This is a genomic window from Leuconostoc suionicum (assembly GCF_001891125.1).
GTDB classification, from domain to species: Bacteria; Bacillota; Bacilli; order Lactobacillales; family Lactobacillaceae; genus Leuconostoc; species Leuconostoc suionicum.
In genome coordinates, this window is record NZ_CP015247.1 from 15030 (window position 1) to 39600 (window position 24571).

17 protein-coding genes, 16 tRNA genes and 3 rRNA genes are annotated in these 24571 nt (G+C 41.1%); 32 read left to right on the top strand and 4 right to left on the bottom strand.

Annotated features, from left to right (window positions below; genetic code table 11):
• Positions 1-14 precede the first annotated feature (14 nt).
• From asp1 to asp3, 3 genes are read left to right on the top strand one after another with little or no spacing between them, the layout of a single operon-like run.
• Positions 15-1478: an accessory Sec system protein Asp1 gene (gene asp1, locus A6B45_RS00060; RefSeq protein ID WP_072612832.1), complete on the top strand. Its 1464-nt coding sequence runs from the start codon at positions 15-17 to the stop codon at positions 1476-1478.
• Between the two features lie 27 nt (positions 1479-1505).
• Positions 1506-3026 (top strand): accessory Sec system protein Asp2, encoded by a 1521-nt coding sequence (asp2, locus tag A6B45_RS00065; protein WP_072612833.1) that lies wholly within the window; start codon positions 1506-1508, stop codon positions 3024-3026.
• Positions 3026-4063 (top strand): accessory Sec system protein Asp3, encoded by a 1038-nt coding sequence (gene asp3 / locus A6B45_RS00070; RefSeq protein ID WP_072612834.1) that lies wholly within the window; start codon positions 3026-3028, stop codon positions 4061-4063. The genes asp2 and asp3 overlap by 1 nt, the downstream gene beginning before the upstream one ends.
• Positions 4064-4107: 44 nt before the next feature.
• On the opposite strand, the gene A6B45_RS00075 is transcribed toward asp3, so the two are convergent.
• Entirely contained in the window at positions 4108-4482 is a 375-nt protein-coding gene (locus A6B45_RS00075) for a PaaI family thioesterase (RefSeq protein WP_011679032.1), read from the bottom strand.
• Between the two features lie 35 nt (positions 4483-4517).
• Here A6B45_RS00075 and menB point away from each other — a divergent pair, with 35 nt between their 5' ends.
• The 23 genes from menB to A6B45_RS00190 all read left to right on the top strand — a co-directional run bounded on the left by menB (position 4518) and on the right by A6B45_RS00190 (position 16049).
• Positions 4518-5351 (top strand): 1,4-dihydroxy-2-naphthoyl-CoA synthase, encoded by an 834-nt coding sequence (gene menB / locus A6B45_RS00080; protein WP_072612835.1) that lies wholly within the window; start codon positions 4518-4520, stop codon positions 5349-5351.
• 20 nt (positions 5352-5371) lie between these two features.
• Positions 5372-6166 (top strand): carbon-nitrogen family hydrolase, encoded by a 795-nt coding sequence (locus tag A6B45_RS00085; protein WP_072612836.1) that lies wholly within the window; start codon positions 5372-5374, stop codon positions 6164-6166.
• A gap of 12 nt (positions 6167-6178) precedes the next feature.
• A complete protein-coding gene (locus A6B45_RS00090) occupies positions 6179-7363 on the top strand; it encodes a pyridoxal phosphate-dependent aminotransferase (RefSeq protein ID WP_072612837.1) in 1185 nt (394 codons plus the stop codon).
• 527 nt (positions 7364-7890) lie between these two features.
• A 16S ribosomal RNA gene (locus A6B45_RS00095) occupies positions 7891-9441 on the top strand.
• A gap of 114 nt (positions 9442-9555) precedes the next feature.
• Positions 9556-9628: transfer RNA gene (locus A6B45_RS00100), tRNA-Ala, on the top strand.
• A gap of 188 nt (positions 9629-9816) precedes the next feature.
• A 23S ribosomal RNA gene (locus A6B45_RS00105) occupies positions 9817-12733 on the top strand.
• A 97-nt stretch (positions 12734-12830) separates the two neighbouring features.
• A 5S ribosomal RNA gene (rrf, locus tag A6B45_RS00110) occupies positions 12831-12947 on the top strand.
• Together the 16S, 23S and 5S rRNA genes with 16 tRNA genes alongside form the textbook arrangement of a ribosomal RNA operon.
• Positions 12948-12987: 40 nt before the next feature.
• Positions 12988-13078, top strand: a tRNA-Ser gene (locus A6B45_RS00115).
• A 4-nt stretch (positions 13079-13082) separates the two neighbouring features.
• Positions 13083-13155 (top strand) — tRNA-Val (locus tag A6B45_RS00120).
• 40 nt (positions 13156-13195) lie between these two features.
• Positions 13196-13268, top strand: a tRNA-Thr gene (locus A6B45_RS00125).
• Positions 13269-13276: 8 nt separating this feature from the next.
• Positions 13277-13348, top strand: a tRNA-Gly gene (locus A6B45_RS00130).
• 5 nt (positions 13349-13353) lie between these two features.
• Positions 13354-13437 (top strand) — tRNA-Leu (locus A6B45_RS00135).
• Positions 13438-13442: 5 nt separating this feature from the next.
• Positions 13443-13516: transfer RNA gene (locus A6B45_RS00140), tRNA-Arg, on the top strand.
• Between the two features lie 68 nt (positions 13517-13584).
• A tRNA-Pro gene (locus A6B45_RS00145) sits at positions 13585-13658 on the top strand.
• 28 nt (positions 13659-13686) lie between these two features.
• Positions 13687-13760: transfer RNA gene (locus A6B45_RS00150), tRNA-Met, on the top strand.
• Positions 13761-13773: 13 nt separating this feature from the next.
• A tRNA-Ile gene (locus A6B45_RS00155) sits at positions 13774-13847 on the top strand.
• A gap of 24 nt (positions 13848-13871) precedes the next feature.
• A tRNA-Ser gene (locus tag A6B45_RS00160) sits at positions 13872-13961 on the top strand.
• Positions 13962-13992: 31 nt separating this feature from the next.
• Positions 13993-14066: transfer RNA gene (locus tag A6B45_RS00165), tRNA-Met, on the top strand.
• Between the two features lie 2 nt (positions 14067-14068).
• Positions 14069-14142: transfer RNA gene (locus A6B45_RS00170), tRNA-Asp, on the top strand.
• 20 nt (positions 14143-14162) lie between these two features.
• Positions 14163-14235: transfer RNA gene (locus tag A6B45_RS00175), tRNA-Phe, on the top strand.
• 27 nt (positions 14236-14262) lie between these two features.
• A tRNA-Gly gene (locus A6B45_RS00180) sits at positions 14263-14333 on the top strand.
• A gap of 37 nt (positions 14334-14370) precedes the next feature.
• Positions 14371-14444: transfer RNA gene (locus tag A6B45_RS00185), tRNA-Ile, on the top strand.
• 399 nt (positions 14445-14843) lie between these two features.
• Positions 14844-16049, top strand: a complete 1206-nt coding sequence (locus A6B45_RS00190; protein ID WP_072612838.1) for an MFS transporter — start codon at positions 14844-14846, stop codon at positions 16047-16049.
• Between the two features lie 44 nt (positions 16050-16093).
• Here the strand turns inward: A6B45_RS00190 and A6B45_RS00195 are convergent, their stop codons facing one another.
• Entirely contained in the window at positions 16094-16870 is a 777-nt protein-coding gene (locus A6B45_RS00195) for a TIGR01457 family HAD-type hydrolase (protein WP_072612839.1), read from the bottom strand.
• 233 nt (positions 16871-17103) lie between these two features.
• On the opposite strand from A6B45_RS00195, the gene A6B45_RS00200 reads away from it, so the two are divergent.
• Together A6B45_RS00200 and A6B45_RS00205 are read left to right on the top strand one after the other, a co-directional pair.
• Positions 17104-17538 carry a hypothetical protein gene (locus A6B45_RS00200; protein ID WP_072612840.1) on the top strand — a complete coding sequence of 145 codons (435 nt, stop codon included), beginning with the start codon at positions 17104-17106 and terminating at the stop codon, positions 17536-17538.
• On the top strand, positions 17538-18329 hold the full coding sequence (locus A6B45_RS00205; RefSeq protein ID WP_072612841.1) for a DUF6681 family protein: 792 nt from the start codon (positions 17538-17540) through the stop codon (positions 18327-18329). The genes A6B45_RS00200 and A6B45_RS00205 overlap by 1 nt, the downstream gene beginning before the upstream one ends.
• 35 nt (positions 18330-18364) lie before the next feature.
• On the opposite strand, the gene A6B45_RS00210 is transcribed toward A6B45_RS00205, so the two are convergent.
• Entirely contained in the window at positions 18365-18805 is a 441-nt protein-coding gene (locus A6B45_RS00210; protein ID WP_072612842.1) for a GNAT family N-acetyltransferase, read from the bottom strand.
• Between the two features lie 101 nt (positions 18806-18906).
• Between A6B45_RS00210 and A6B45_RS00215 the strand changes: the two genes are divergently transcribed.
• From A6B45_RS00215 to A6B45_RS00230, 4 genes are all read left to right on the top strand, one after another.
• Entirely contained in the window at positions 18907-21105 is a 2199-nt protein-coding gene (locus tag A6B45_RS00215) for an LTA synthase family protein (RefSeq protein ID WP_072612843.1), read from the top strand.
• A gap of 52 nt (positions 21106-21157) precedes the next feature.
• On the top strand, positions 21158-22219 hold the full coding sequence (locus A6B45_RS00220) for a glycosyltransferase (RefSeq protein WP_072612844.1): 1062 nt from the start codon (positions 21158-21160) through the stop codon (positions 22217-22219).
• 67 nt (positions 22220-22286) lie between these two features.
• Entirely contained in the window at positions 22287-22733 is a 447-nt protein-coding gene (locus A6B45_RS00225) for a MerR family transcriptional regulator (RefSeq protein WP_072612845.1), read from the top strand.
• Between the two features lie 82 nt (positions 22734-22815).
• Positions 22816-23709, top strand: coding sequence for an RluA family pseudouridine synthase (locus A6B45_RS00230; RefSeq protein WP_072612846.1), 894 nt, complete (start codon positions 22816-22818; stop codon positions 23707-23709).
• A gap of 73 nt (positions 23710-23782) precedes the next feature.
• On the opposite strand, the gene A6B45_RS00235 is transcribed toward A6B45_RS00230, so the two are convergent.
• Positions 23783-24535, bottom strand: coding sequence for an MIP/aquaporin family protein (locus A6B45_RS00235; RefSeq protein ID WP_072612847.1), 753 nt, complete (start codon positions 24533-24535; stop codon positions 23783-23785).
• Between the last annotated feature and the right edge of the window lie 36 nt (positions 24536-24571).

Here is a 24571-nt window from a genome sequence, read left to right on the forward strand (position 1 = left end):
ATGAGGTACTTTCGATGAAAATTCACATTATGCCAAACTGGAGCGAACTTGGCGTAGAAATACCACAATTTAATGACAGCATTCATCAAGCACAATTATTTTTAGAACAAGGACAAGAAGTTGCCTTCATTTTGTGTGATTATCTACCCAAATTACGTGGTATATTGTCAAACAAAAACATTGATAAAGCCAGCGTTTGGTCGGCGTTTGATGTATTACAACATATTGACTTGTCAGCGCCACGACCTGTGGCATTAAATGACTTTACTTGGCCGGATTATGCGGAATTTATGACGTTGACCGATCGAATTCTAGTCAATGTTTCTGGTCAGCACTACGCGACAATTTGGAGTAATCAGTTATCATTTGACCATATTGACTTGTTTGCTGACGATATGATGACACAACAATTAATCATTGATGATCGAGGATTTATATCAAAAGTTATCGTATTTGATGAGGGTAATAAAGTTCGAACAGATTACTTGACCCCTAGTGGTGATATTGCGTTGCAAGAGGATGAACTGACAGGTCTTGTCACAACGCAACAGTTGTGGACAGAGCAGACACAATTCTCTAATATGACGGTATTAATTCATGAACTCTTAAGTTATTATTTGAATAAAATACCCGATGATGAAAATATAATTATTTCTCCAAGCGTAACTACTGGTGAAATACTTGAGGATATTGCTATCAAACAACCGGTAATTGTCAGTGTACAAAATAATTTTGTTGAAGTAGGCAAGAAATTGGAACAGATTAGCGATTTTATTGTTACGGACAATGAGCGACATCAACAACAAGTAATAGCATTTGATGGTGAAACAAAGGAAGTTGCTATCGTTCCACCATACGCAACAGATATGTTGGACAACGAACATCCCCAGAGTCCACTGGTAAGTCTATTTATTTCAGCACATAATTTATCTGTTGCACAACAAACAATAGTTATTGCTGCATTAATTAATATTATTAATGAATATGACACGACAACAGTTGTATTTGAAACTTCTGATAAAATTTCAGCGATGCAAAAACAAATTCATGAAGCGAGTTTAAAAGCTAAAAATGAGCATGGCTTGGTAGATCAGGATAGTCAAATGGCCTTTAAATCACGTTTTCATTTCTTGGAGACTCAAAATGAAGAACAACTTTTGCGTTATATGAAAAACACACGAATCCTAATTGATTTGGATAATGAACCAAATCAATTCTTACAAACCGTGGCAATTAATTTTTCTATACCACAAATTAACAGCACGGAAACAGTCTATCTTAAGCCTGATAAAAATGGTAAAGTATTGGCAGATTTGGCAGAGTTAGATCAAGCAATAAGTTTCTTTTTGGATAGTAAAAAGCATTTTGAAATAGCACAAGAAGTATCCGCAGACATACAAGCAGAATATACTAGTGAAATGCTATGGATTAAATGGCAGCAAGTATTCAACAAAATAAAAAGTAAGATGATTAGCTAAATAATTTGATGCAATGACAGGTGAAAAATGACAATATCAATTTTACAAATTGGCGCAGAAAATTGGGCACCATATATTACTGATAAGCTTGATTGGCACTATACATCAGTACTTGACTTACCTACTTTTTTGGCCATGCAAAGGGATCCGTACGTATTAGAACAGACTTATGTGCTGCTCACAGATGATTATCTTGAAAGCACGCTGCTATCCAGTCAAATTAATGAATGGCCTGCATTACGAGTGATTTACTTTGCTCATGAAGTATCGTCTGATTTTCAAAAAATTCTTGACGAGCGACGCGCTTTTCGTGTTGAAGAAAATACACCAGAAAATGTTGAAAAAAGAATAGTTACTGATATGGGTACTAGCCAATACGGTTTTTCGACGCGCTTTAGCGCCGAACAATTTATTCCTTATGTGCCTGAAGGAATTCATTTGCAACGACAAGGAGATTTTTCAACACAATTTGAAGGTGAATTTGGAGAAGATTGGCAACAATTAGGAACACTAAAGGCTGGTACAAGTGATTTTCAAAGTGGTCGGGCAAACGAAGTATGGTTGGAATACAATCATACAGAGAACGCCGAACCGGCCTTGCTATTTGTGTTTTATAAAAATGGTGAAGTATTGACTCAACAGTTGATAGCTGGTCAATCATTGCGCCAATTGACAACTGTAGCGCCCCCTGAAGATTACGAAAATTATGAAATCTTGGTTTTGGGTAAAGGTCAGGGAACCCTTGATTTTTACGTCATTCACCAAAGAGCCTCTCGACATGGGTTGGGACATTTGCTACCAGGTGGAACGTGGCAGCTTACCAAAGAAAATGAAGAAGTGTTAAGTTACTTCAATCCCGGAGATCGTCAAAAACCACTGATTGTTAGTTTTGCGGATACGAGACTTCATGTTGATGGGTTTGAAATGCAAGAAGCGCTAAATCTTCTAGGAACACCATATTTATTGTTTACAGATGCGCGTATACAAGGTGGCGCATTTGATATTGGAACAGCAGAATATGAAGCGACCATCATTAAAATAATTAAGCAGAAAATGAAAACATTAGGACTACGTTCCGAAGATCTTATTTTGATGGGTGCTTCTATGGGTAGTTACCCTGCTTTGTACTACGCTGCTGATCTTAACCCCGCTGCTGTTATTATTGCAAAACCAATTGTTAATTTGGGCACATTCACTGCTGGATCAACTATTTCACGTGGCTTTGATTATGGTTGGCGTTTAGATGTACGACGTTATTTGAGTGGCTATGTCAGGCCTGACGATAATGTAGCCATGAATGAAAAGTTATGGAAACACATTGAGAATACGAACTGGACAAATATCAAAGTGGCATTATTTTCGATGTCTCAAGATGAATATGATGGTCAGAGCTTAGGTCAGTTATTAGATTTCTTTGCCACGCATAATGCCCCAGTAAAGCATGAAAGTGAAGAAGGGCAACATACGGAGAAGCTTGATGAAATGGTTGACTTCATGATGACTAATTTAAATGTATTACGAAACACTATGCGAGCGGAGGGTGAATAATGCAATATCAAATTTATTGGACACCCAATACCGAACTGCTGGGGCTTCAAGGGGCAACAGTTGACTTCAGGTCGTTGAATGAGGTGTATTATGAAAATCATTTTTTGCCAAGTGGAGAGGTTGTTGCGCGATGGCATTCTACATACAAGAGAATGAGCGGTCAACCGGTAGTGAAAGCAGACTTGCCTCAGCTATCACACAGTGAGACATATGTGATGGAACGTCATATTGATGCCAGTGACCGGATGTTTGCCTATTTGGTGGTGACTTTCTTTGATCAGCAATACCAGCCAATTGCTACTTTCAGTGAAAATACTGAACGACTGTTGATCAATACACCAGATGAATATGCTTTTTACGTTATTGATTTAGTTTCTGCAGGAAGCGGACATTTTACTTTTCATAATTTCGATATACGCAAAAAAAGGGCTGGTATTTTGCGAGAAAACGACCAAGAAATAGCGCCACAATTGTATACTTATTTGCATCAGCCAGAGAAAGTAACGAGTAAAGTATTACGAGTTATTTTTTCAGAACCAGAAGAAGCGGTAACTGACTATGTTACGCAAAAAATAAAAACAACGCAACAAGCCGTATTATTTGTTGCAAGTGGCGCACTAAAAGCGGGTTATTATCGTCAGTTAGAACTAATATCAGCTATTAAAACCGTACGAAAACAGGTTAAGGCGCACAGCCTCGAGTTTGTTGGTTATGGACCAATATCTAGTTACGCTGCCCTCTATTATCAGCAACAAATTAAAAAGAGTGTGGCAATAATTAGCGAAGATATTTTATTGTCCCCTGGAAAGTCAGAATGGACAATTGAACGTAGCGTTGATGGCGTCAGCTATCTTACTAGTTCGATAATGCCCAACACTCAACTTGATCTAATCATTTCACATCCAAAATATGAGCGATTAGAAACACTGACATATGAGACGCCAACGCCTGAAGAATATGAGCAGCAATTGTTGTATGAGGCATCACATCCAAAACCTGGCGCATTCTCTAAGCTTTTTGGTCAAAAAAACAAATGATAAGTTATTTACAACCAACAAAAAAGAGCTAAACATTCACTTGTTTAGCTCTTTTTCTGTTGGTTTTTTAAGGTAACGGTAGCTATACTCGTTAATTGGTTAGTAATATTTTCTGTAATTTTAACATGCCATACTTGAAGTGAATGACCAATATTAACAGGGGTTGCAGTGGCAATCAGAATCCCCTTGCTTACTGGTTTTAAATGATGTGTTTGAATATCGACACCAACAGGGAATTGATTATCAGATAAAGCTTCTTTTGCACCTAATGAGGCTGCTGTTTCAGCTAATAAGGCGTTAATACCACCATGAACAATGCCATAAGGTTGCATAATTTTATCAGTGACAGCTAACTCAACAACCGTTTTATCAGCAGACAATATGGTGGTTTTTAATTCTAAAAGTTCTATAATATTCATAATAACTAATTTCCTTTCTGAATGGAGTATAACAAATGACAACTTGGAGCGCTATTAAGAAGTACGACGAGATTCTTTTTGAAATAAACACTGATGGTAAAAATCCTGGAAAAATTGCCAAAATTACGATGAACGATATGGCATCACACAATGCTTTTACTCCGGGAATGGTATCGGAAATGATAGACGCTTTTACACTTGCGCGAGACAATGCTCAAGTTGGTGTGATTATTTTAACAGGAGCTGGAGATAAAGCTTTTTCTTCAGGGGGAAATCAAAAGGTACGTGGTAACGGTGGATATGTTGGTTCCGATGGCATTCCTCGTTTAAACGTGTTGGATTTGCAACGACTAATGCGTATTATTCCTAAGCCGATTATTGCTATGGTTAAGGGCTGGTCTGTTGGTGGTGGGAACGTATTACAATTAGTGGCTGATTTAACCATTGCTGCTGACAATGCTAAATTTGGTCAAACAGGACCGATGGTAGGCTCGTTCGATGCTGGATATGGCTCAGGCTATTTAGCTCGGGTAATAGGGCATAAGCGTGCCAAAGAGGTGTGGTTCTTGAACCATTTTTATACCGCTGAAGAAGCTTATCAAATGAATTGGATTAATAAAGTTGTCCCACTAAATAAAGTTGAAGATGCCACAATTGAGTGGGCCGATGAAATGTTGACTAAATCACCAACGGCGCTACGTTTTATCAAGGCCGCAATGAACGCTGATACAGATGGGTTGGCAGGCCTACAGCAATTTGCTGGGGATGCAACCATGCTGTACTACACATCAGACGAGGCTAAAGAAGGTCGTGATTCCTTTAAAGAAAAGCGCGATCCTGATTTTGATCAATTTCCAAAGTTCCCATAAATAACGGAGGCTTAACACGTATGACCTTAAAAATTGCGATTGCACAAATTGATATAGCACTGGGAAAGCCAGCCATTAATGAGCAAACAGTAATCGAGTATGCTCAGAGGGCTGCAGCAGTTGAGGCTGATATTTTAGTTTATCCTGAAATGTGGAATACGGGATATGATCTCCTTAATTTGGAGACCGTAGCGGATCCCCGAGGACAAAGAAGCATTAATTTGTTGCGTGATCTCGCTAAAAAATATCATCTCAACATTGTTGGTGGTTCTGTGGCAACAGCCCAAGCAGAGAACAAATTTTACAACACGATGTTTGTTTTCAATGACAAAGGCGAACAAGTTAGTGAATACAATAAATTACATTTATTTGGACTAATGAATGAAGAGAAATTCATGTCAGCGGGAAATAAAACAAATCGTTTTAATTTGGCGGATGTACCATCTGCTGGTGCCATTTGCTATGATATTCGCTTTCCAGAGTGGTTACGTACTATGATGAGTCAAGGGCCACAAGAAATTTTGTATATCGTTGCCGAATGGCCAATTCAACGAATAAAACAATGGCAACTTTTGCTGCAAGCACGAGCTATTGAAAATCAAACATTTGTGGTCGCAACGAATCGTGTAGGTCGAGATAATGACAATAGATTTGGTGGTCGTTCATTAATTATCGATCCACTAGGAAATATTGTTCAACAAGCAAGCGATAACAAAGCGGAATTATTAGTAGCAGAAATTAATATTAATGATGAAAAAGCTATTCGAGGAGAAATCCCGGTGTTTAGCGATCGTCGTCCAGAACTTTACAGATAAGGTGAATAACGTATGCATTTTGAAGAATCCGACTTACTTAAAACACTGCCTAAACAATTTTTTGCAACACTTGTTGCTAAGGTCAATGCGAAAATTGCTGCCGGTAAAGATGTGATTAACTTGGGGCAAGGGAATCCTGATCAACCTACCCCTGATTATATTGTTAAATCCTTACAAGTGGCTGCAGAAAATCCGGCTGATCACAAATATTCATTATTTCGCGGTGAAGAACGTTTTAAGAAAGCAATTGCAGAATTTTATGCTGATGAGTATGGCGTGTCAATCGACCCAGAAACAGAAGTAGCTATATTAGCCGGATCGAAAATTGGTTTGGTTGAGCTGCCGTGGGCATTAATGAATCCTGGGGAGACATTATTATTACCAGATCCAGGGTACCCTGATTATTTATCTGCCGCAGCATTGGGGCGCGTAAATTATGAAGCAGTACCTTTAAAACAAGAAAATAATTTTTTAGTTGATTATGAAGCGATTCCAAGCTCAGTAGCCGAAGCAGCTAAGTTTTTGTACTTAAACTATCCTAACAACCCAACTGGTGCAATTGCTACTTCAGAATTCTACCGACAAACCGTTCGTTTTGCAGAAGAGAATCAGGTTGGTATTGTATCTGATTTTGCTTATGGTGCAATCGGCTATGATGGTCACAAGCCAATATCATTTCTACAAACTGAAAATTCAAAAAGTGTTGGAATTGAAACGTATACCTTCTCAAAAACGTTCAATATGGCGGGGTGGCGAGTAGGATTTGCTGTTGGAAATGCAGAGATGATTGAAGCGCTTAATCTAATTCAAGATCATTTATTCGTTTCATTATTCCCAGCGGTTCAAGATGCAGCAATTGAGGCCTTAACAAATAGAGCAGGGCGTGAAAAGGCTGTTACAGATCTAACCAATCTGTATCAACGTCGTCGTGATGTATTTATTAATGCGGTTCGAGAATTTGGTTGGGAACCTTACGTTCCGCAGGGAGCCTTTTATGTGTTGATGCCTGTACCTAAAGGCTATACGTCGAGTGAGTTTGCAGATTTACTATTAGAAGAGGCTGATGTGGCTGTAGCTGATGCATCTGGATTTGGTAAGGGTGGACAAGGTTATATACGTGTCGGATTAACAATTGGTGAAGAACGTTTAGCTGAAGCTGCAAAACGAATTAGTAAGTTACCTGTATTTTCAAAGTAAGCTGGAGACAGCTTGCTTTTTTATTTATTAAGTAAAGGTAAAGGGAGAAGAACGAAAGAGAGGAAAGGGATAAAAAAGGGGCGAATAAAGCGAATGAGGAGTGGGAGTAAAGGGTTAAAAAGGGATAAAAAGCGAACGAGTAAAGGAAAGTAAAAAACAAGTAAAAAAGTAGTTGACGAGCGGGGTTAAAGTTGGTATATTAGTATATGTTCCAACGGAGCGAAGCGACGCAAAGCGTTGCGAGGCAAGGGGGAACGGGAGCGCGAAAGTAGTGAAGTCGAGAAAAACTTCTTAAAAGAAGTAGTTGACAAAGCGAAATGAGCGTGGTAAGATAATATAGTTGTCTCAGCGACAACGAGTAGCACATTGAAAACTGAACAAAACTTTGAACAAACGAATCTGTAGCTGTTACGTAAAGTAACAAAAACAAATTTGCGAAGTCAATTCGTAACAAACAATAAACGGATTACGTTATAGAGATATAGCGAAAGATAGTCAGTTTAATCGAAGAGCAATCTTCAAATTTTCAAATTGAGAGTTTGATCCTGGCTCAGGATGAACGCTGGCGGCGTGCCTAATACATGCAAGTCGAACGCACAGCGAAAGGTGCTTGCACCTTTCAAGTGAGTGGCGAACGGGTGAGTAACACGTGGACAACCTACCTCAAGGCTGGGGATAACATTTGGAAACAGATGCTAATACCGAATAAAACTTAGTGTCGCATGACACAAAGTTAAAAGGCGCTTCGGCGTCACCTAGAGATGGATCCGCGGTGCATTAGTTAGTTGGTGGGGTAAAGGCCTACCAAGACAATGATGCATAGCCGAGTTGAGAGACTGATCGGCCACATTGGGACTGAGACACGGCCCAAACTCCTACGGGAGGCTGCAGTAGGGAATCTTCCACAATGGGCGAAAGCCTGATGGAGCAACGCCGCGTGTGTGATGAAGGCTTTCGGGTCGTAAAGCACTGTTGTATGGGAAGAACAGCTAGAATAGGAAATGATTTTAGTTTGACGGTACCATACCAGAAAGGGACGGCTAAATACGTGCCAGCAGCCGCGGTAATACGTATGTCCCGAGCGTTATCCGGATTTATTGGGCGTAAAGCGAGCGCAGACGGTTTATTAAGTCTGATGTGAAAGCCCGGAGCTCAACTCCGGAATGGCATTGGAAACTGGTTAACTTGAGTGCAGTAGAGGTAAGTGGAACTCCATGTGTAGCGGTGGAATGCGTAGATATATGGAAGAACACCAGTGGCGAAGGCGGCTTACTGGACTGCAACTGACGTTGAGGCTCGAAAGTGTGGGTAGCAAACAGGATTAGATACCCTGGTAGTCCACACCGTAAACGATGAACACTAGGTGTTAGGAGGTTTCCGCCTCTTAGTGCCGAAGCTAACGCATTAAGTGTTCCGCCTGGGGAGTACGACCGCAAGGTTGAAACTCAAAGGAATTGACGGGGACCCGCACAAGCGGTGGAGCATGTGGTTTAATTCGAAGCAACGCGAAGAACCTTACCAGGTCTTGACATCCTTTGAAGCTTTTAGAGATAGAAGTGTTCTCTTCGGAGACAAAGTGACAGGTGGTGCATGGTCGTCGTCAGCTCGTGTCGTGAGATGTTGGGTTAAGTCCCGCAACGAGCGCAACCCTTATTGTTAGTTGCCAGCATTCAGATGGGCACTCTAGCGAGACTGCCGGTGACAAACCGGAGGAAGGCGGGGACGACGTCAGATCATCATGCCCCTTATGACCTGGGCTACACACGTGCTACAATGGCGTATACAACGAGTTGCCAGCCCGCGAGGGTGAGCTAATCTCTTAAAGTACGTCTCAGTTCGGATTGTAGTCTGCAACTCGACTACATGAAGTCGGAATCGCTAGTAATCGCGGATCAGCACGCCGCGGTGAATACGTTCCCGGGTCTTGTACACACCGCCCGTCACACCATGGGAGTTTGTAATGCCCAAAGCCGGTGGCCTAACCTTTTAGGAAGGAGCCGTCTAAGGCAGGACAGATGACTGGGGTGAAGTCGTAACAAGGTAGCCGTAGGAGAACCTGCGGCTGGATCACCTCCTTTCTAAGGATAATCGGAAAGCGACAGGGACTTAAGTGTCAATTTGTTTGTTTCAAAGTTTTGTTTAGTTTTGAGTGTGATACTTTAATAGGTATCATTGTCTCAAAGTGATCCTATGGGGAATTAGCTCAGCTGGGAGAGCACCTGCTTTGCAAGCAGGGGGTCAGCGGTTCGATCCCGCTATTCTCCATAGCTAGCCGAAAGGTTAGCATGTTGTACATTGAAAACTGAATAGTAACAAATTCTTTTAAAAGCAATCGAAAGATTGTACTAAAATGAACCGAGAAACAACACAAAAAGTTCTTTAAAAAGAACGGTTTAATCGCAGGTCTGAAAAATGACCAACTCATAAACTTAAACCACAACTACGGTTGTATAGGTTAAGTTAATAAGGGCGCGTGGTGAATGCCTTGGCACTAGGAGCCGATGAAGGACGTGACTAACTACGATAAGCTTTGGTGAGCGGTAAGTACGCTATGACCCAAAGATTTCCGAATGGGGAAACCTAACTCGTAAGAGTTGTCTGTATCTGAATACATAGGATATTTGACGGAATACGCTGTGAACTGAAACATCTCATTAGCAGCAGGAGCAGAAAGAAAAATCGATTCCCTAAGTAGCGGCGAGCGAACGGGGAAGAGCCCAAACCAACGTGCTTGCATGTTGGGGTTGTAGGACTGATATATAAGAGTTACAAAAGTGTTTTATAGCAGAACAAGTTGGGAAACTTGGCTATAGAGGGTGATAGCCCCGTAAGCGAAATGAAGCACACTCTTTTCAGGATCCTGAGTACGGCCGGACACGTGAAATCCGGTCGGAATCTGCGGGGACCATCCCGTAAGGCTAAATACTCCCTAGTGACCGATAGTGAACCAGTACCGTGAGGGAAAGGTGAAAAGCACCCCGGAAGGGGAGTGAAATAGTTCCTGAAACCACGACGCCTACAAGAAGTCAGAGCCCGTTAATGGGTGATGGCGTGCCTTTTGTAGAATGAACCGGCGAGTTACGGTATCGTGCGAGGTTAAGGTGGAAAGACCGGAGCCGCAGCGAAAGCGAGTGTGAATAGCGCGAATAGTACGATGCTGTAGACCCGAAACCAAGTGACCTACCCATGGTCAGGATGAAGGTGAGGTAAAACTTACTGGAGGTCCGAACCGGTGCATGTTAAAAAATGCTCGGATGAACTGTGGGTAGCGGTGAAATTCCAAACGAACTTGGAGATAGCTGGTTCTCTCCGAAATAGCTTTAGGGCTAGCCTCATTATAAGCATACTGGAGGTAGAGCACTGTTAAGCCTAGGGGCCCATCTCGGGTTACCAAAGTTTGATAAACTCCGAATGCCAGATATGTATGAATGGGAGTCAGACGATGAGTGATAAGATCCACCGTCGAAAGGGGAACAGCCCAGATCGCCAGTTAAGGTCCCTAAATATATGTTAAGTGGAAAACGATGTGATAGTGCATAGACAACTAGGATGTTGGCTTAGAAGCAGCCACCATTTAAAGAGTGCGTAATAGCTCACTAGTCGAGTGCCATTGCGCGGAAAATGTACCGGGGCTAAACATATTACCGAAACTGCGGGTGCCACTAAGTGGCGCGATAGGAGAGCGTTGTAAGGGCGACGAAGGTAGATCGTAAGGACTGCTGGAGCGCTTACAAGTGAGAATGCCGGTATGAGTAGCGAAAGACAGGTGAGAATCCTGTCCACCGAATGACTAAGGTTTCCTGGGGAAGGCTCGTCCACCCAGGGTTAGTCGGGACCTAAGGCGAGGCTGAGAAGCGTAGTCGATGGATAACAGGTTGAGATTCCTGTACCAGTTGTAATGCGTTATTACCGATGGAGGGACGCAGGAGGCTACCAGATGCGCACTGATGGATATGTGCGTGCAAGCAGTAAGTCTTGAGAAGAGTGAAATGCTTTTCTCTATAAGGACAAGCTGTGATGCGGATCGAAATAAAGTAGAGAAGTCTGAGATGTCACACTGCCGAGAAAAGCTTCTAGGAAGTATTACACTGCCCGTACCGCAAACCGACACAGGTAGTCGAGTGGAGAACACTAAGGTGAGCGAGAGAACCCTCGTTAAGGAACTCGGCAAAATGACCCCGTAACTTCGGGAGAAGGGGTGCTCATGGTAAAACATGAGCCGCAGTGAATAGGCCCAGGCGACTGTTTATCAAAAACACAGGTTTCTGCAAAATCGTAAGATGAAGTATAGGGGCTGACGCCTGCCCGGTGCTGGAAGGTTAAAAGGAGTGCTTAGCTTCGGCGAAGGTACGAATTGAAGCCCCAGTAAACGGCGGCCGTAACTATAACGGTCCTAAGGTAGCGAAATTCCTTGTCGGGTAAGTTCCGACCCGCACGAAAGGCGTAACGATCTGGGCACTGTCTCAACGAGGGACTCGGTGAAATTTAAATACCCGTGAAGATGCGGGTTACCCGCGACAGGACGGAAAGACCCCATGGAGCTTTACTGTAGCTTGATATTGAATGTTTGTGCTGCTTGTACAGAATAGGTAGGAGACGTAGAAGATTGGACGCTAGTCTAGTCGGAGTCGCACGGTGGGATACTACCCTCGTTGTATGAACATTCTAACACTGGTCACTCAACGTGATCGTGGACAGTGTCTGGCGGGCAGTTTGACTGGGGCGGTCGCCTCCTAAAAGGTAACGGAGGCGCTCAAAGGTTTGCTCAGAATGGTTGGAAATCATTCGTAGCGTGTAAAGGCATAAGCAAGCTTGACTGCGAGAGCTACAACTCGAGCAGGTACGAAAGTAGGACTTAGTGATCCGGTGGTTCCGCATGGAAGGGCCATCGCTCAACGGATAAAAGCTACCCTGGGGATAACAGGCTCATCTCCCCCAAGAGTCCACATCGACGGGGAGGTTTGGCACCTCGATGTCGGCTCATCGCATCCTGGGGCTGTAGTCGGTCCCAAGGGTTGGGCTGTTCGCCCATTAAAGCGGTACGCGAGCTGGGTTCAGAACGTCGTGAGACAGTTCGGTCCCTATCCGTCGCGGGCGCAGGAAATTTGAGAGGAGCTGTCCTTAGTACGAGAGGACCGGGATGGACATACCGCTGGTGTACCAGTTGTTCCGCCAGGAGCATTGCTGGGTAGCTATGTATGGACGAGATAAACGCTGAAAGCATCTAAGTGTGAAACTCGCCTCGAGATGAGATTTCCCATCTATTTAATAGAGTAAGACCCCTTAGAGATGATGAGGTAGATAGGCTAGAAGTGGAAGTTGAGTGATCAATGGAGCGGACTAGTACTAATAGGTCGAGGACTTAACCAAAGTCTAAAGGATAGAAATATTCGATAAGCAATTATGAGTGGTTTAGGATAGAAGAAGAATTTGTTACTATTTAGTTTTGAGTGGCTAACACTCAAGGTGTCGTGTCGATAGCATAGAGGACACACCTGTTCCCATACCGAACACAGAAGTTAAGCTCTATAGCGCCGAAAGTAGTTGGAGGATCGCTTCCTGCGAGGATAGGACGATGCGGTGCCGTACATAGCAAAGAAGTAGAGAGCAGTAGGAAGATAATCGGAGAGGTGTCCGAGTCTGGCCGAAGGAGCACGGTTGGAAACCGTGTAAGCAGGGGAACTTGCTTCGAGGGTTCGAATCCCTTCCTCTCCATCATGGACGCTTAGCTCAGCTGGGAGAGCACCTGCCTTACAAGCAGGGGGTCACAGGTTCGATCCCTGTAGCGTCCATTGACTTTAGAGTCAAACTTGCCACGTCGGGATAAACGATGCCGACTTAGCTCAGTTGGTAGAGCACCGCTCTTGTAAAGCGGGGGTCGAAGGTTCGAGTCCTTTAGTCGGCATAATTTATGCGGAAGTAGTTCAGTGGTAGAACATCACCTTGCCATGGTGGGGGTCGCGGGTTCGAATCCCGTCTTCCGCTTCTATGCCGGCGTGGCGGAATAGGCAGACGCACAGGACTTAAAATCCTGCGATAGAAATATCGTACCGGTTCGATCCCGGTCGCCGGCATATATGCACCTATAGCGCAATTGGATAGAGCGTCTGACTACGAATCAGGAGGTTGCAGGTTCGACTCCTGCTAGGTGCATAGAGGTTGAAGGAATTCAAACTCTTTTTTTAAGTTTAGTGGGGCGATAAGCTCTCGATAGACTAATTCGGGATGTAGCTCAGCTTGGTAGAGCACCTGGTTTGGGACCAGGGGGTCGCAGGTTCGAATCCTGTCATCCCGATTGATTAGGGAAGCTAATCAAGACAGACCGCGGTGTAGCTCAGCTGGCTAGAGCGTTCGGTTCATACCCGAGAGGTCGAGGGTTCGATCCCCCCTGCCGCGATAGGCTCGATTTAGGACCATTAGCTCAGTTGGTTAGAGCAGACGGCTCATAACCGTCCGGTCGTTGGTTCGAGTCCAACATGGTCCATGCAGGACAAGTAAGAAAGATAATGGAGAATTACCCAAGTCTGGCTGAAGGGAACGGTCTTGAAAACCGTCAGGTCGGGAAACCGGCGCGTGGGTTCGAATCCCACATTCTCCTTAGGCATTTGAAGAAGGTGTCATAATATAATCGCGGGATGGAGCAGTCTGGTAGCTCGTCGGGCCCATAACCCGAAGGTCGTAGGTTCAAATCCTGCTCCCGCAATTGGTCGCATGGTCTAGCTGGTTAGGACGCCTGCCTGTCACGCAGGAGATCGCGGGTTCGAGCCCCGCTGTGACCGTTCATTGGAAGCAATGAGATGGCTCTGTAGCTCAGTTGGTAGAGCAATGCATTGAAGCTGCATGTGTCGGCGGTTCGATTCCGTCCAGCGCCATAGGGAGAGGATCCCGAAGAAAAGCTTGCGAATGTAGTTCAATGGTAGAATTCCAGCCTTCCAAGCTGGCTATGCGGGTTCGATTCCCGTCATTCGCTTTTGTCTATGGATGGTATGAGTAGGCAAGGAAAATAAGGGCCATTAGCTCAGTTGGTTAGAGCGCTGTGTTGATAACGCAGAGGTCCCAGGTTCGAGTCCTGGATGGCCCATCAAGAAGTAGGAGAGGTGTTCCTCTCCTTTTTTGTTTGTGTAAAAACCTGTGTAATATTTTCTTTATGTAAAGAAAATTTGAAAAATAATTACTGTAAATTAGTGAAAATAAAATAAATTTCACAAGAGAAAACAAGTAATTTAATAATATTAAAAGCTTATTTGTCAACTTATTTGACAATTATATAAGTAAATGAAAAAAATTTTGCAACCTTTGTGAAATCGTGGTAATCTAATATCAACGGCTTAACGCTTACATTATTTTCATGCAAACGCGCGCAGTGTTAAAATAAGTGAAGGAACGCGATATGCATGTTTTGAACTCTGATTTCAAGTTTGCACCTACATAGCTACTTTGCTATTGTTGGAGTTGCTAAATAGAATTTGAGATTGGGAAAATGGAAGAAAAATTATTTAATAAAGGCTTTTTAACAATTACTATTATTAACTTTATCGTGTACTTAGTGTACTATCTGATGATGGTTATAATCGCTGTTGTTGCACATGATCAACTACATGCTTCGTTCGGGCAGGCAGGATTGGCCTCTGGAATTTATATTATAGGAACGTTAATAGCTCGGTTGATAGTTGGTAAAGAATTAGAATTAATCGGACGGAAAAAAATCGTGCGATGGGGTGCTATTCTATATTTAATTACAACAATTGCTTACTTATTTGTACCAACAATCGCTATACTAGATGCGGTACGTCTCTTTAATGGTTTTGCGTATGGAATGACATCGACAGCTCTAAACGCTATTGTGACCGAATTTATTCCTGAGAAACGCAAAGGTGAGGGTATAAATTATTATGGATTGAGTACAAGTTTAGCCGCGGCTATTGGTCCATTCATTGGTTTATTATTATTGAATGCAACTAGTTTTCGATTCATTGTGATATTATCGGTTATCTTAATTGGAATTTCAATGGTTGCACTGTTTGCAATTAAAATTAATAATGTGACGCTTTCACCAGAACATTTATCCGAATTGAAGTCGTGGAAGCTTTCTAGTTTCATTGAATTTAAAGTATTATTAATTGCTGGTGTAGGATTTTTGATGGGCTTGTCTTATTCGTCAGTATTATCATTTTTGGCTTCATATGCGGAAACCTTGAACTTGGTTTCGATTAGTTCATTCTTTTTCGTAGTCTATGCCGGCATTGTGACATTGACGAGGCCAATGTCAGGACGTATTTTTGATCGCTTTGGTGAAAATTACGTTATGTATCCGAGCTACTTTTTCTTAGCTCTTGGTTTAGTTGTTTTGGCATTGACCCATAATGGGATTACTTTGTTATTGTCCGGTGCATTCATTGGTCTAGGATATGGAACATTCATGTCAAATGGTCAAGCGGTTTCCTTAAAGCTAGTTTCGAGTCATCGTGTCGGCATTGCCTTATCAACATACTTCATCGGCTTGGACTTGGGATTAGGCGTTGGACCTTATGCTTTAGGTGCTTTGCATGTTATGTTGACGTTCCGTGAATTGTACTTAGTTTCAGCTACCATTCCTGTGGTTTCAGCAATACTTTATCTGGTATTTTATCATCCAGATCGTATCAAAAAAAATGTAGCAACTATTCCTAGCGAGGAGTTGGCTTAAAAATAAAGGCAGTATGTTTCACGTGAAACATACTGCCTTTATTTTTAAATTATCCAATTGTCTAAAGTCTCAACTTCATGGGTTGGTTTTTGAGTAATCTGAGAAATTTGTTTAGGTGTAGAAACTCCTGAATATACGAGTAATGTGTCAATTTCTGAATTAATGCCTGCCAGAATGTCAGTATTGTAATTATCACCAACCATAACAACATCTTGTCGATTAATATGGAGCTTTTTTAACGCACCATCCATAATGGGTATTTCTGGTTTAGCTATCACAGTTGGCTCAACCTGTGTGGCAGTTTGGATGGCAGAGATTAATGAACCAGCTCCAGGTAACATGCCACGTTCGTTGGGTAAATTAGAATCACGATTTGTTGCAATAAACTGTGCACCTCGTTGAATTGCTAATGTAGCGGTAGTGAGCTTTTCATAGTTGAATGCTCGATCTAGTCCAGCAACAACAAAATCAGCATTTTCGTCATTAGTTATTGTAAAATCAGCATTTATTAATGCATCCCGTAGACCAGATTCGCCTACTATATATACGCTTTTTTTGTCAGGTAAAGCAATCGTTTTAAGATAATCGGCTGTTGCCATCGAGCTAGTATAAACTTGGTCGGCCGATGTTTTAATATCATGGTTTTTGGTTAAGTTATCAGCCACATCTTCTGGGCTTTTGGTTGAATTATTGGTTACAAATAGGTAAGGAATATTAGCTGCCTTTAGTCGATCAATGAATCGTTTGCCAGAAGGCATCTTTTTTTTACCTTGATATATTGTGCCATCTAGGTCGATGAAGTAAGCTTTATATTTTGACATGTTTAATCTCCATTTAATATTGAATGTCTATATTATACCCATCAACATTGATTGATATCAAACAACGAATCAACGGACTTCTCTCATCACAATCTCCCTAAAATAAAATCTCCTAAAATATTTTATAAATATAGTTCGCCCGCAAGTAATTGCGGGTTTTCGTTGGTTATAGGTTAAATTTTTATCCTAATTTGATATAGAAAGGGTAAAATAGAATAACAGGGGAATAAATTATGCCTAAAAAATATCGAACACCACCGTTTTTAACACCATCAGCTATTGTTTCCTTAATTGTTGCTATCAGTGCTGCAAATTTAGCAGTAAACGTTGCAACTGGTACAAGTGAAGGTGGAAAAGTATCATCAAGTGCTAGTAGTGTCGTGAGCACTTCGATGATAACAAGTAGCACAACAAGTAGTGATGATAAATCAAGTAGTTCATCAACGTCGAGCAGCGATGACGAGTCAAGTTCAACATCGAATGATACGTCAGCAGAGAATACATCATCATCGGATGTTACAACTTCGGCCGCAGATACGACAACCTCAAGTGCTGTTACATCATCATCTGGTACGTCTTCTTCGGCGACGTCGTCAAGTGATACTAATGCAACATCAAGTTCATCAAACGCAACACCTACAACAAGTAGTTCGGAGGATACCCAATAATGCTGACAGTTCTTGATTTAATTAATCATTATCTCGGATATTTTACGACAAATTCAAAAACCAAGGGGCGCATATATACTGTTGTTGGCGCCGGGGGTGTCTGGTACCTACTTTATTTAGCCTATCGTTTTTTTGTGAATGGTCGTTGGTTGCGTGGTGCATTAATTGCTGCAGTATTTTTACTATTACTTTACTTCGTCATTTTGAATGTAGTATATTATTTTACGAAGCGTACGAGTAAGTGGGATATTTCACCTAGAATTGAGAAATTATTAGGGGGACCGCGTGAGGAAAAGAGTGAACGTGAATCGGAGACGGTTATCATGCCGGCTAATGGACTATACAGTCGACAGAATGTTATGTTAGGAACAGTGGTAAGCGACGCGCAGCAACAGGCCAATATAGACACGCTTGCATTAGAGATGCGACAACTTGATTTAATAGCAAATGACTATGGGCATCTTGGTGAACAAGCGCAGCGACAGATTATTGCGCAACAAGGAGTAATTTACGCCAATCACCCAGGGACTTTGTTACCTTATTTTGCAATGCGTGAAAATAATGGTACGCTACAAATATTCGGGGGTATTAACCAATTACAAGCTCGAGAATTAGGTAATGTTTCTATGGTTGGCCTAACCCCTACGTCTCAAGCATTGACTAATTATCGCTTGGCAATAGCCTCAGTAGTCCTTATAGGAGGACCAAGTCATTTAGCGACGCGGAGTGAGTTAGTTGATGATGTGCAGCCCTACAAAATAAAAATAGAAATAGCCTATGATCATATATAACTATACTATTGCATAAAAAAAGAGCTAATAATTGATTATAGCTCTTTTTTCATATGTATATGTTGTATTCCAGCTTCAAAAAAAGTTGCCCCAACCGCTGTAAAGCCAAGGGATTCATAAAAACCTCGGGCCTGAATTTGAGCACCAAGGACAAGGTTTTGAATACCATAAGATGGTGCTAGGGTTTCAATGTATTCCATAAGTTGTCTACCTAACCCCTGCCCACGAAGAGGAAATAATGTAGCGACACGTTGTATGTGCCAAGTATCATCTGATTCTGCTAATACCCGAGCAGTGGCTGCAAGTTTGTTATCCGCATAAATAACGATATGGATAGCATTCTCTTCAGCAGTTTGATCATTCAATTCATCTTTAATGTCAACCCCTTGCTCAACAATAAAAACTGCTTTACGTATTGCTAGGGCATCTTCGTGGATAGGTCCGAGGCCTTGTGCATGTTTAATCTGTATTTTCATAGGATTATTATAGCAAGTTAAGTGCAAAAAAAGCAATGGAGACAACAGTGAGACGCTGGTTCAGCAGAAATTATAAACCTAAACCCTGTAAAGTTGGTATAATGATAATTATGAAAAAATATTTAAAAAATATTTGGCATGAAGCTTTGGCGCCAAAAAATTGGATTAAACAGTTAAATACTCGTAAAGGTTTTTTTACATGGACGGTTGTATTGTTCACGTTAAAGACCATTTTGGCATATGGTGCTGATTTCTATTGGTTACATGTCTCCGATCCTTTGCAGATATTCTTGATGTTAATCAATCCAATTGGGTTTACGATAATTATCTTTAGTATCGCGTTATTTATTAAGCCCAAGCAATTATATTATGGTGCATTGATTTTACTTGATACTGCAATGACGGGTTTATTATATTTAAATGTCATTTATTTTCGTGAGTTTTCTGATTTTATGTCAGTTAACACCATGTTGGGCTACAGTTCGGTTAATCAGGGTGGTAAAGCAGCTGGAGCGATTGTGTTTGGGATTCATGATGTGCTTTTCTGGATTGATATTATCATCCTAATCGGCTTATTCTTAGCGCGAAAAATTCATTTTGATAGTCGTCCAATGGTACGGTTGCAACCATTTAAAATTTTAACCATCGGTGTATTTATTTTTATGGCAAATCTATTGCTGGCTGACTTGAATCGACCCCAATTACTGGTTCGGCAGTTCGATCGAGAGTACATGGTTAAATACCTTGGTATAGGACCGTTTACAATTTATGATGCCATCAATACCTATCAAACTAGTCAAATCCGAAAAACAGCTACACCATCAGAATTGACAGCTGTGCAAAACTACATTAAGAAAAACTATGCTGCGATTAATCCTAAATTTTACGGAAAAGCTAAGGGAAAGAATGTAATCGTCATTCATCTGGAAAGCTTTCAACAAATGTCGATTGATCGAAAAATAAACGGGCAGGAAGTCACCCCATTTTTGAACAGCCTTTACCATAGTAAGTCAACCATTGCTTTTGATAACTTTTTCAATCAAGTAGGGCAGGGAAAAACGTCAGATGCAGAAAATATGTTAGAGACGTCTACATTTGGTTTGCCACAGGGATCTTTATTTACTAAATTGGGTGATGATCAGACTTTCCAAGCGATGCCAGCAATTTTGAACCAACGGGCAGGCTATTCCAGTGCAGTATTCCATGGTAATACGGGTTCATTTTGGAATCGTAGTACAGTTTATAAACGAATGGGTTATCAAAATTGGGTTTCAGGTGATTATTTTGATATTACTGGAAAAAAAGCAACTTCTTGGGGTCTGAAAGATAAGTTGTTATTCCATAATTCAATACCTTATTTGGAGCGACTACAACAACCATTCTATGCTAAATATTTAACAGTAACTAATCACACACCATTTACTTTAGATAAACAAGATCAAGATCCTAATTTCCAAACGAGCAATACTGGATCAAAATTAGTTGATAATTATTTCATTACTAATCATTATCTTGATCAATCTGTGAAAGAATTTTTTGCTTATCTAAAAAAATCGGGGTTATATAAAAATACAGCTGTTGTTTTGTATGGTGATCACTATGGTATTTCAAACACAGATGCCTCTTATTTAGCTTCACTATTGGGAAAAGACTCTGACGATTGGACTGATCTAGACAATGCAAACCTTCAGCGAGTACCATTAATTGTTCATATTCCGGGAATGAAAAACGGTTATGTTGACCATACTTATGGTGGTGAAATTGATGTAGCCCCAACGATAGAACATTTATTGGGCATTAGTACGAAACGTTACATTCAATTCGGGCAAGATTTATTGAGTAAAAATCATAAGCAAATTGTCGCATTTCGAAATAAAGACTGGATAACGCCCGAATATGCCAGTCTATCGGGAAGAATATGGAATACTAAGACAGGGCAGGAAATTGTAACTCCAGGTAAGTCATTGCAGGCCAAGGTTGATAAAATTCAGGCATATGTGAATAAAAAGTTATCCATGTCAGATAACTTAAACCAAAAAAACTTACTTAAATTCTATACACCTGAAGGATTCAAGACAGTCAAGGCTAATAGTTTTGACTATAGTAAAGAAGCAACCATTAAACGACTGAAGAAACAAAATAAAAAATTGGGAACAAAATCAACAAGTTTGTTTGCTCAGAATGGTAATAAGTCAACGTTGAGTGATTATATTACTGATGCACCAGAAATTGATGATGAGAAAACTGATACAACACGATTATTACCACGAAATGCGGATGATTGGAGTAACGACGAATAATTTTTAGAAATCAACCTGTCGTGATGACAGGAATATAAATTTGGAGTAATATATGGCAAAAATTTTAATTGTGCTCGAAAATATTGAACTCGGGGGAATGAAGCGAGCAACAACTGTCGTCGGCAATGCACTGGCAGCAAGACATGAAGTTACCTATTATAGTTTTTCTGATTTACCACCGTTTTATGAATTGTCAGCACCTTTAGTTGTTGCTTCACCCGCGCTACGTCTAACAAGTGATGCGCATCCATTTGAAAGATACGCCCAAGCTATCGAAAATTTTTCACTTTTAGCACAGCGCTATGATGTGGTTATTTTAGCAGGCGGACTACTATCCAGTTTTGCAGCTGTCTTGAAACCGAAGTTGCCACATACAAAACTGCTTGGGTGGATGCATAACAACATTACGACATATAGAGATCAATACTATGCAATGATGCGCGAGGAATTTATAGCCGGCTTACGTGTTTTAGATGCAGTAGTGGTACTAACTGATTTTGATTTAGGTGGTTTTAAAAAATACAATGACCATACGGTTAAAATTTGGAATCCTTTGACAATTGCACCTAAAGGCCCTTCTAAATTGGAGAAACACATTATATCGTTTACGGCACGTATCGCTATTCAACACAAAGGAATTGATTTTGCCGTACAATTGGCCACCAAACTACCGGATGATTGGCAATTAGCAATTGCCGGGGGTGGGATGCAGGAGGATATGGAAACCTTTGGGCAATTAATCAATGAGTATGGGGCGCATGAAAAAATAATATATCGTGGTCCATTGAAAGATAATGAATTGCGTGACCATTATCGTAATTCAAGTTTATTTCTACAAACATCACGCTGGGAAGGATTACCGCTTGTTCTAGTTGAGGCTATGAGTTTTGGGTTGCCAATTATCGCTATGAGACAGACAGGTTCTGCAGAAGTATTAAATGAGGGTGAATTTGGGGTTTTGGTAGAGAACGGTGACATTGATGCTGCGGCTATAGCGATTCAACGGCTGATCAACAGTCGTCAGCAACAACTTGATTTAGCAGAAAAGTCCTTAAATCGTGTTCGTGATTTTCAAATCGAGCCCATTTTGAAGCAGTGGGAAACTTTATTTTAATTATCATACATATATTTGTTGACAAGCAACTTGACAACTATATAATATTAACTTAGAGGTCTAATTCATGGACAATTGCAGCCCTAGTCACAAAAAAACAGCATTCGATAAGTTACAATTCGGGATTGGCGATCTTGCGCGGATGACAGGCGTGTCTACCCGACAACTACGTTATTGGGAAAAACAAGGTTACGTTAAGGCATTGGATCGCAATGATGAGCAAGAGTCCCGTTTGTACGGCTTTCGTGCATTCTTAAAGGTGAGCATTATTAAACAACACATTGATGATGGCGATACCTTACGTACAGCAGTGATCCATGCCGATGAACACATTGACAGTGCAATGATTACAAAGCATATTATGAAACAAGCATTTCAATTTCAGGGCCTAGAAGACTTCCAAGGCACTGTGGCTGTAAATATGGGTTACTTTGATGACGATGAGACACAATTGCTATACGTATTTTTAGAGGATGGTAAAGCCAAGTATCGCGTTGTCGATAGTAAAAAATGATTGTCAAACAGACAGTCATTTTTTATTATGTATATTCGCATTTCTGTGTTGGGCAACTGAATGAAAATAGAGAACTAGATGTATGAAAAAGTGGCAGTATAATTTTATAATAACATCCCAGAATTCTGGTCAAAGTGTTAAGGAACTGTTGATAAAATGGTACGTGCCACAAAGAATTCGTGGCGCTTTGCGAATCAAAAAACATTTTAGTGTGAATAATACTATTGTACCTACCAACTATGAATTACGAACAGGGGATCAGTTGCAGCTTAATTTCGATGCAGATGACTTTCGTACCAGTGAATCAAACTATCTACCCAACCATCAGAAGTCGGTAAATATCATTTTTGAAAATGAAGACTTGGTTGTTGTTGATAAACCTGCAGGTATGAAAATGCATCCGCATTCGCCAACGGAAACTGATACTTTGTTGAACTATTTAGCAGGTGAGTTTATTCAGCGAGAGGTAAGCGATCAGCCTTATATGGTTCACAGGATAGATCGAGCAACTTCAGGTTTAGTAATTGTAGCAAAGAACCCCGTCGTAGTACCAATTCTAGATAGAATGTTAGCAGATAAACAGATTACACGAACTTATGTGGCATGGGTTAGTGGCGTGGTGCAAGCTAATCATGGTACAATCACAGCACCGATAGGAATTGACGCAAGCGATGATCGAAAACGTGCCGTTGACGGGAAAGAAGCCCAAGCAGCGGTGACACACTGGTGGCGAATGCATACGGTGTTTTACAGTTCATTACTACGGGTGCAATTAAGTACAGGACGCATGCATCAAATTCGCGTGCATTTAGCTAGTATAGGACACCCTATTGTTGGGGATGAGCTATACGGTGGTGTACACAATGACCGTATGCTACTACATTCAGCATCCATAAAAATTACGTTACCGTTTGATAAGGGAGTAAGAATGATTACAGGACCACTCCCAATTGATTTTCCAAGACAGCTACGATAAACAATACAAAAAGACGAACACTTGAATGAGTGTTCGTCTTTTTATCTGACATCATTATTTGACTAAGATGAAATTATGCTTTTTTAGTTTCTTTAACTTCTTTTGGTGTACTTGCAACTTCTTCTTTTTTATCAAGGAAGTTAGCAGCAAATGCTGCCAAGGCACCACCAAGTAGGTCAGCAACAAGGTAAACCCATACGTGAGTAAGTGCTTTACCTTGAACAAAGATTGCAGGAGCTAAGGCACGTGCAGGGTTGAATGCACCACCAGTAATTGGCAATACAACAACAACTAACACAGCTAACCAGATACCGATAATAAATGGTGCAGGTACGTTATTTAACTTAGTAACAATTGCAATTACCAAAACGAACAAGAATGTTAATACAAGTTCAAATGCAAATGCATACCAACCTGAACCATCAGAGAAGTTTGTTTGTCCTAGACCAGCTAAGGTTACGAATTGTTTCACAGTCATTGATTGACCAGACAAAGCAGTGGTTACAGTTGATGATTTCAGGTAAGCTGTTACACCGCCATAAACAGCAGCGGAAGCAACAATAGCACCAAGCAATTGTGCAATCACATAGCCAATAAATGTTACCCATGGTAAACGCTTTTGAATAGCCATTGCCAATGAAACGGCAGGGTTAAAATGTCCACCTGAGATATGACCAAAGGCATAGATGGCAACAGCTAATGAAAGACCGAATGCCAAACCGACAGTGATGGCCGATTGTGTTGTAGCTGCTGAATAAACAACGCTACCAGTTCCAAAGAACACCAACATAAATGTTCCAAGGAATTCTGCGATATACTTACGCATGAAATTTCTCCTTATATGTATGTAAAATTACCAACA